General features: G+C 71.5%; 6 protein-coding genes. 5 read left to right on the forward strand and 1 reads right to left on the reverse strand.

Features of this window, described 5'->3' with window-relative positions; translation table 11 throughout:
• On the reverse strand, positions 1–868 hold an 868-nt coding region (locus ACYVE9_RS10965; protein WP_461027587.1), incomplete at its 3' end, for a glycoside hydrolase family 36 N-terminal domain-containing protein.
• Positions 869–1086: 218 nt separating this feature from the next.
• Here ACYVE9_RS10965 and ACYVE9_RS10970 point away from each other — a divergent pair.
• From ACYVE9_RS10970 to ACYVE9_RS10990, 5 genes are all read left to right on the forward strand, one after another.
• The gene (locus ACYVE9_RS10970; protein WP_461027588.1) at positions 1087–2061 is read left to right on the forward strand and encodes a LacI family DNA-binding transcriptional regulator; all 975 of its coding nucleotides are present in this window, start codon (positions 1087–1089) and stop codon (positions 2059–2061) included.
• Between the two features lie 317 nt (positions 2062–2378).
• A complete protein-coding gene (locus ACYVE9_RS10975; protein ID WP_461027589.1) occupies positions 2379–3740 on the forward strand; it encodes an ABC transporter substrate-binding protein in 1362 nt (453 codons plus the stop codon).
• A 104-nt stretch (positions 3741–3844) separates the two neighbouring features.
• Positions 3845–4792 carry a carbohydrate ABC transporter permease gene (locus ACYVE9_RS10980; RefSeq protein WP_461027590.1) on the forward strand — a complete coding sequence of 316 codons (948 nt, stop codon included), beginning with the start codon at positions 3845–3847 and terminating at the stop codon, positions 4790–4792.
• Positions 4789–5688: a carbohydrate ABC transporter permease gene (locus tag ACYVE9_RS10985; RefSeq protein WP_461027591.1), complete on the forward strand. Its 900-nt coding sequence runs from the start codon at positions 4789–4791 to the stop codon at positions 5686–5688. The genes ACYVE9_RS10980 and ACYVE9_RS10985 overlap by 4 nt, the downstream gene beginning before the upstream one ends.
• Positions 5688–7399, forward strand: a 1712-nt coding sequence (locus ACYVE9_RS10990; RefSeq protein ID WP_461027592.1) for a beta-galactosidase, incomplete at its 3' end; no start/stop codon positions are given. The genes ACYVE9_RS10985 and ACYVE9_RS10990, both read left to right, overlap by 1 nt.

Here is a 7399-nt window from a genome sequence, read left to right on the forward strand (position 1 = left end):
CCGCGCCGAAGCCGCCGCCCGTCCAGGCCGCGGCACTGACCGGGGTGAGCAGGCTCTCCCCGGGTTCGAGGATCCGCTCCACCCCTTCGTGGCCGGCCCCGGCGGTCACCGCGCAGCGGCCGTCGGCCGTGCGCAACACGGTCATCCGCCAACTGCCGCTGGTGGCCAGTTGCACGGTCCAGGTTTCACCGTGCTCCTCGCGGGCGGAGCCGTCGTCGAGCACCGCCCACGGCCCGGCGTCGTGGCCGGTGTGGCCGCGACGGCTGGTCAGCGTGGTCTCGCCGAAGGGCACGGGGGTGCGGCGCAGCCGGCCCTCCGTGCTCCAGCCACCGTGCACGGAGGTCAGCCGGTAGTCCTCCAGGTGAGGGAGAGTCCACTGGGCGGACGACCAGCGGGTGAGGACGACCGGGCCGTGTTGCGGGCCGCCGGTGTGCCGGTAGCGCACCCGGCGTTCGACGACCTCGCTGCCCGGTCGGACGGTGTAGTGGAGTTCCCAGGCGAGCGGGTGGTTGCGGTCGTACAGCCGGACGACGGCCAGCGTGTGGTCGTCCTCCTCGTGCAGGGTGCACCCGTCCGGAACGGGGTCGAGCAGGTGGCCGCCGTCGGGCAGGCGCACCGTGACGGCGGGCGGGCCGTAGCGGCGGCCGGCTTCGACGGGGAGCTCCTCCGTCCCGTCCCAGGGGCCGGCGAAACTGTCGTCGGGGCCGTCCGCGAGGGGCAGCGCGAGGGCGTCCTCGAAGGTGATGCGGGCGCCCCAGTGGGCGAGACGCGGGCCGCGAGCGGCCGGATCGAGGCGGACGGCGTAGCAGGAGCGGCCCGCGGTCAGCAGCAGCAGGCCGGCGGCCGGATCGTACTGGGCCAGTCGCACGCCCGTCTCCTCACTGGTGGTGCCCGCACCGGGCGGTCAGACGGTCAGGCGGTCGCAGCGGGCGGCGGCAGGGGCTGTCGCCGGGCCTGGCCCCGGGTGCCGGGCGGTATGGTCGCGCAGGTCAGGCCCCTCTCGTGGCGACCGCGGCGCGCGGTCGTCAAGATCGGGTGCGACAGCAGCCGACCAGAGGGAGAAGGACAGTGAGGCAGTCGGTCACCATGAGCGACGTGGCACGCGCCGCGGGGGTCTCGTCGGCGACTGTTTCCTACGTGCTCAGCGGGAAGCGACCGGTCACGGCGGAGACCCGGCAGGCCGTGGAGGCCGCGATCGCGGAGCTGGGTTTCACGCTGAACCCCGTCGCGCGGAGCCTGCGCACCGGACGGTCGATGCTGGTCGCGCTGGTGGTCCCGGACATCGCGAACCCCTTCTACGCGCAGTTGGCCCACGGCCTTCAGGAGTCGTTGCGCGGCCCGGGCTACCACGTGGTGGTGTGCAACACGCTGGCCCGCCGCCACGAGGAGCGGACCTTTCTCCGGGAGGCGGTGCGCCAGCGGCTGGCGGGCGTCGTCATCACGCCGTTCCGCCTGGCGCCGTCCGATTTCGAGGTGCTGTCGGCCGCGGCCATTCCCGCCGTGGTCAGCGCCGATCTCCCCTTCGGGGACGTCGACCTGGTGACGCCGGACTCGCGGGACGCCGTCCGCGAGCTGCTGGGCCGGGTCGCCGCGACCGGCCGGCGGCGCCTCGGGATGATCGCCGGACCGCGCGACGCGACCGGTGGCGACCCGCGGCTGGAACGGGTACGGGCGGAGGCGGCGCAGCTCGGTCTGACCTTGCCGGCCGACCTCGTCACCCACGGGGAACACACCAGGGAGGTCGGCGCGGCCGGCTTCGGCCGACTGATGCGGCACCGGCGACCGCCGGAGGCGGTGTTCTGCGCCAACGACGTGACGGCGGTGGGGGCGCTGGAGATGGCCGAACGCCTCGGCCTCGACGTGCCCGGGGACGTGGCGCTGGTCGGTCATGACGACATCGAGTTCGCGTCGCTGGTCCGCCCCCGGCTGAGCACCATCCGGTATCCGGCCAGGGACGTCGGCCAGTCCTGCTCCCGGCTGCTCCTGGAGCGGCTCGACGGCAGGACGGAGCGCGGCACCGTCGCGATCCCCGCCCGGTACGTCGGACGGGAGTCGGTGTGACGCCGGGCAGGCCGGAGGGCCGCGGCGGGGAGCGTCATCGGTCCTCCTGGGCGGTGTGCCGCGTCTGCGGGGTGACGAACGAACCGTAACGTAATCGATTACGCGATGGGGAGGGGTGAAGCTCCGTTACTTTTCGGCGAGGACGAACGTGCAGCTCAGAGCCACTATGAGGGCTCCATGACCGACGACCGAAGGTCACGGTCAGGTGACGACTGCAAAACGCTCGTCGCGGTCTTGTTGACTTCCGCGAACCGCTGTCCAGATGGTTGCCGCCATCGCTCCGCCGGGGCGGGCAAGCAGGGACGAGGAGCGGAATCATGGCCGTTGAGAAGCGCTACCCGACGCCACGCCGACTGGTGGCCCCGGCGCTCGCACTGACCCTGGTCGGGCTCACCGGCTGCGCCGGCGGGGACGACGGGGGCGGGGCGTCCGAGGCCTCTGCCTGCGAGCCGAGCGAGGGCAAGGTGACGCTGGACTACTGGTCGTGGGTGCCGGGCATGGAGAAGGCCGTCGCCCTGTGGAACTCCGAGAACCCGGACATCCAGGTCAAGCTGAAGACCACCCCCGCGGGGAACGCCGGCACCTACCAGAACCTCTCCAACGCCCTCAAGGCGGACAAGGCCCCCGACCTCGGGCAGATCGAGTACGACTCGCTGGCGAGTTTCCGCCTCAAGAGCGGCCTGCGGGACATCGGGACGTGCGAGGGGGTGGCCGGGGCAGAGGCCGACTTCGCGGACTGGACCTGGTCCCAGACCACCTTCGGTGCCGGCGGCGAGGACGGCGTCTGGGCCGTCCCCCAGGACATCGGCCCCATGGCCCTGTTCTACCGCAAGGACGTCTTCGACAAGCTCGGCATACCCGCCCCCGCCACGTGGGCCGAGTACGAGGCGGCGGCGCGCAAGATCAAGGCAGCGGGCAAGAACCAGTACGTCACTCACTTCTCGCAGACCGACCCGAACTGGTTCACCGGACTGCTGTGGCAGAACGGCGCCGAGATGTTCGACCGCGAGGGCGACACCTGGAAGGTGACCGTCGAACGTCCGGAGAGCCGCGAAGTGGCGGACTACTGGCAGAAGATGATCGACGACGAGCTCGTCGCCACCGATCTGCAGGGCTTCTCCCCCGCCCTGTACAAGGCGTGGGACGACGGGGAAGTGGTCACCTGGATCAGCGCCGCCTGGGGTTACAGCACCATTCGCGACAACGCCGAGGGCACGGCGGGCAAATGGGCCGTGGCCCCCATGCCGCAGTGGGAGAAGGGTGATGCGGCGGCCGGTAACTGGGGCGGCTCCACCACCGCCGTGCTGGCCGGCAGCGAGCACCCCCACGAGGCGTCGAAGTTCGCCCTGTGGCTCAACTCCGACCCCGCGGCCCTGGAGATCCTCAACCGCGAGGGCGGCCTCTACCCTGCCGCCAAGGCCGGACTGGAACTCCCCGCGCTCCAGAAGCCGGTGGACTTCTACGGTGGCCAGAAGATCTTCGACGTCTTCGCCGAGGCGTCCCGGAACGTGGACACCGACTTCGCCTGGGGCCCCACCATGACCGACACCTACCGCTTCCTCAGCGACGGGACGTCGGCCGCCATCTCCGGCGAGTCCACCCTCGGTGACACTCTCGCGGAAGCGGACGCCAAGAGCGCCGAGTCACTGCGCAAGCAGTCCCTCGACGTCGCGAACTGACCTCCCGCAGCGACGCGACGTCACCAGCCACCCCCGCGAGCACGTCCGCCCGTCCCCGGTGGGTGCGCCCGCGGCGGACGGCTGCCCGACCCTGAGAGCTTTCCGTGACACCCCTCGACACACCATCCGCGCCGCGACCGGCGGCACCGCCGGACCCGTCGTCCGGCAGGAGACGGGCGCGCCGCCGGTCCCTCGCACCACTGGGCTTTCTCGCCCCGTTCCTGATCCCGTTCGTGCTCTTCACCCTGGTCCCGGTCGGCTACGCCTTCTGGCAGAGCCTGCACAGGACCGAACGCACCGGCGGCACCTTCGGGCGCACCAGCACCGTCTTCGCCGGCTTCGAGCAGTACGGCGAGGTCCTCACCGACGCCTCGTTCACCGACAGCGTCGTCCGGGTCCTGCTCTTCGGCCTGGTGCAGATCCCGGTGATGCTGCTGCTGGCGCTCGTCCTCGCACTGCTCCTCGACTCCGGCGTCGCCCGGCTGAGGAAGTTCTTCCGCCTCGTCTACTTCGTGCCCTACGGCATTCCGGGTGTGGTCGCGGCCCTGATGTGGGCCTTTCTCTACGACCCCAGGCTGTCCCCGGTCGTCGGCCTGCTGCGGGACCTCGGCACGGACCCCGACCTGCTGGGCCCGGGCACCATCCTGTGGTCCATCGGCAACATCGTGACCTGGACGTACACCGGCTACAACATGCTGATCATCTACGCCGCCCTGCAGGCTGTGCCCCGCGACATCCTGGAGGCGGCCCGCGCCGACGGGGCCGGCGGCCTGACCGTCGCGCTGCGCATCAAGGTGCCCGTGATCCGGCCCGCTCTCGTCCTCACCGGCGTCTTCTCGATCATCGGCACGTTGCAACTGTTCACCGAACCCCAGGTGCTGCGCGCCATCTCCACGAGCGTGACCAGCACCTACACCCCCAACCTCGCCGCCTACTCCCTGGTGGCCGGCGACAACTACAGCGAGGCCGCGGCCATGTCGGTGACTCTCGCGCTGGCGACGTTCGTGCTGTCGTTCGGCTTCCTCAAGTTCACCGGACGGAAGAGCGCATGAGTGCACTGACCCGCACCGCGGGAGCCCACCCTCCACGTCAGGCGGCGTCCGCACGCCCGCGCCGTCCTCCCTGGTCCTCGGTGGCGGCGGTGCTCTTCATGACCGCGGTCGCCTGCTACATGCTGCTGCCGGTGTACTGGCTGCTGGTCTCCGCGACCAAGACGCAGGGCGACCTGGTCGGCACCCCCGGCCTCCTGCTCTCGGACTGGCACTTCGCGGAGAACCTCTCGGCGCTCTTCGCGCAGCAGGACGGCGTCTTCGGCCGCTGGCTGCTCAACAGCCTCGCCTACGCGGGTGCCGGCGCGTCCCTCGGCACGCTGCTGGCGGCGATGGCCGGCTACGCCCTGGCCACGTACGAGTTCCGCGGCCGCGAGGCGGTCTTCTCCGTGGTCCTCGGCGGCGTGCTGGTTCCCGCGACCGCGCTCGCGCTGCCGCTGTTCCTGCTGTTCGCGGAGTTCGACGCCACCAACACGTTCTGGTCGGTCTTCCTGCCCAGCGTCGTCAGCCCGTTCGGCGTCTTCCTCTCCCGCATCTTCGCCACGGCGTCCATCCCCGACGAGGTGATCGAGGCCGCCCGCCTGGACGGCGCCGGGGAGGCGCGGATCTTCTTCACCGTCGCGCTGCGCATGATGGCCCCCGCGCTGGTGACGGTCTTCCTCTTCCAGTTCGTCGTCATCTGGAACAACTTCCTGCTGCCCCTGGTCATGCTGCAGGACGAGCGGCTCTACCCGGTGACCCTCGGACTGTTCACCTGGCAGTCCCAGATCAGCCGCCTGCCCCAGTTGCAGACCCTGACCATCGTGGGATCCCTCGTCTCGGTCGTGCCGATCGTGCTGACCTTCCTGCTGCTGCAGCGCTACTGGCGGGCCGGTATGGCCGCCGGGGCGGTGAAGTGATGACCTCCGCACCGGACTCCCGCGCGCTCGACCACGTCACCGGGCGGCTCGGCGGCATCGCCTACGGGGGCGACTACAACCCCGAGCAGTGGCCCGAGCACGTGTGGGCCGAGGACGTCCGCCTGATGCGTGAGGCAGGCGTCAACCTGGTCACCGTCGGTGTGTTCTCCTGGTCCCGCATCGAACCGCGCCCCGGCCACTACGAGTGGGCGTGGCTCGACCGGGTGCTCGACCTGCTGCACACGCACGGCATCGCCGTCGACCTGGCCACCCCCACCGCCGCGCCCCCGCCGTGGTTCAGCCGGGCCCATCCGCAGGCCCTGCCCCAGACCTCCGCCGGCAACCGCCTCTCCCCCGGCTCACGGCAGGTCTTCTGCCCGAGCAGCCCCGACTACGCGCGGGTCGCCGACAGGCTGGTACGGGCGATGGCCCAGCGCTACGCCGCCCACCCGGCCGTGGTCCTGTGGCACGTCCACAACGAGTGGGGCAACCACAACGCCCTGTGCTACTGCGACACCAGCGCCGCCGCGTTCCGGGACTGGCTGCGCACGCGGCACGGCACCCTGGAAGACCTCAACACCGCCTGGGGCACGGACTTCTGGAGCCAGCGCTACGGCGACTGGGAGGAGATCCTGCCGCCCCGCGACACCCCGGCGTTCGGCAACCCCTCCCAGGCACTCGACTACCGCCGCTTCTCGTCGGACGCGCTGCTGTCCCGGCACCGCGCCGAGACCGCGCTGCTGCGCGAACTCGTTCCCGGCACGCCGATCACCACCAACCTGATGGGCACGCTGGAGAAGAAGGTGGACGGGTTCGCCTTCGCCCCCGAGTGCGACCTGGTGGCCGTGGACCACTACCTCACCGCGGCCGATCCCGACGCCCACATCGGCCTGGCACTCAACGCGGACCTCGCCCGCGGCATGGCCGGGGGCCGCCCGTGGATGCTGATGGAGCACTCCACGTCCGCGGTGAACTGGCAGCCCGTCAACCTCGCCAAGCAGCCCGGCCAGATGCGCCGCAACAGCCTGACGCACCTGGCCCGCGGCGCCGACGCGGTGATGTTCTTCCAGTGGCGACAGGCCAGGGCGGGAGCGGAGAAGTGGCACTCCGCGATGCTGCCCCACGGCGGAACCTCCACTCGGACCTGGGGCGAGGTCACGTCCCTCGGCGAGGACCTGCGCGCCCTCGCCGAGGTGCGCGGATCGACGGTGTCCGCCGAGGTCGCCCTCGTCTTCGACTGGCAGGCGTGGTGGGCGCTGGAACTCGAAGCCCGCCCCTCCGTCCACCTCCGGTACCTGGACGCCGTGCACGACTGGTACCAGGCCCTCTGGTCGTCGGGCGTCACCTGCGACGTCGTGCCGGCCGGCGCCGACCTGGCCTCCTACCGGGCGGTCCTCGTCCCCAGCCTCTACCTCACCGCCGACGACGACGCCGAGGCGCTGCACGCCTTCGTCCGGTCCGGAGGCCACCTCGTCGTCGGGTGCTTCAGCGGCGTGGCCGACGTCAACGACCACGTACGGCTCGGTGGACACCCCGGGGCCTTCCGGGACCTGCTGGGCCTCGTCGTCGACGAGTACCTGCCGCTCCGCGAGGACGAACAGGTGTCGCTGTCCGACGGCTCCACCGCCCGGCTGTGGGCGGAGCGGGTCGAGCCGCACGGCGCGCAGACCCGTCTGCGGTTCGCCGACGGTTCCGGCGGCGGCCCCGCGCC

The organism is Streptomyces sparsus, assembly GCF_054776295.1.

Excerpts from the sequence above, each read along its gene's own strand:
- ACYVE9_RS10975 (WP_461027589.1), top strand. The coding sequence starts at position 2,379 with ATGGCCGTTGAGAAGCGCTACCCGACGCCACGCCGACTGGTGGCCCCG.
- ACYVE9_RS10970 (WP_461027588.1), top strand. The coding sequence starts at position 1,087 with ATGAGCGACGTGGCACGCGCCGCGGGGGTCTCGTCGGCGACTGTTTCC.
- ACYVE9_RS10985 (WP_461027591.1), top strand. The coding sequence starts at position 4,789 with ATGAGTGCACTGACCCGCACCGCGGGAGCCCACCCTCCACGTCAGGCG.